This window comes from Rhizobium freirei PRF 81, assembly GCF_000359745.1.
GTDB classification, from domain to species: Bacteria; Pseudomonadota; Alphaproteobacteria; order Rhizobiales; family Rhizobiaceae; genus Rhizobium; species Rhizobium freirei.
Genome location: NZ_AQHN01000044.1, coordinates 1 through 379 on the forward strand (window position 1 = coordinate 1; position 379 = coordinate 379).

1 protein-coding gene is annotated in these 379 nt (G+C 65.2%); it reads right to left on the reverse strand.

The genetic code is table 11. From position 1 onward, the window contains the following. The coding region (locus RHSP_RS08550) for an Ig-like domain-containing protein (protein WP_037150613.1) at positions 1–379 on the reverse strand (379 nt) is incomplete at both ends.

A 379-nucleotide genomic window follows, 5' to 3' on the forward strand; every position in this document is an offset into this window, starting at 1 on the left:
GTCCGCCGTGGCGATCGGCGCATCGTCGGCAATGGTGAAGCTCAGCGTCGAGGTGGTGGTGTTGCCGTGTGCGTCCGTCACCGTATAGCTGAACGTCTCCTGCTCGCCACCGGCATGAACGCCCGCCGTCGTCAGCGTGTAGCTGTATTTGCCATCCGCATCGATCGTCAGCGTGCCGTAGGAACCCTGGATCTGCCAGACACCGCCCTCCGGATCGGCCGTGGCCGCATCGCCATGGCTGTTGGTGACGCCGGTAATGTGCGGATTGTCGGGATCGGCGAGCGTGACGCTGCCCTGCGCCGTCACAGCCGATTCCGATGGCGCGGTGCCGCTCTCAAGATTGGCTTCCGACAGCTTCGTCGGATCTGCCGTCTCGGGC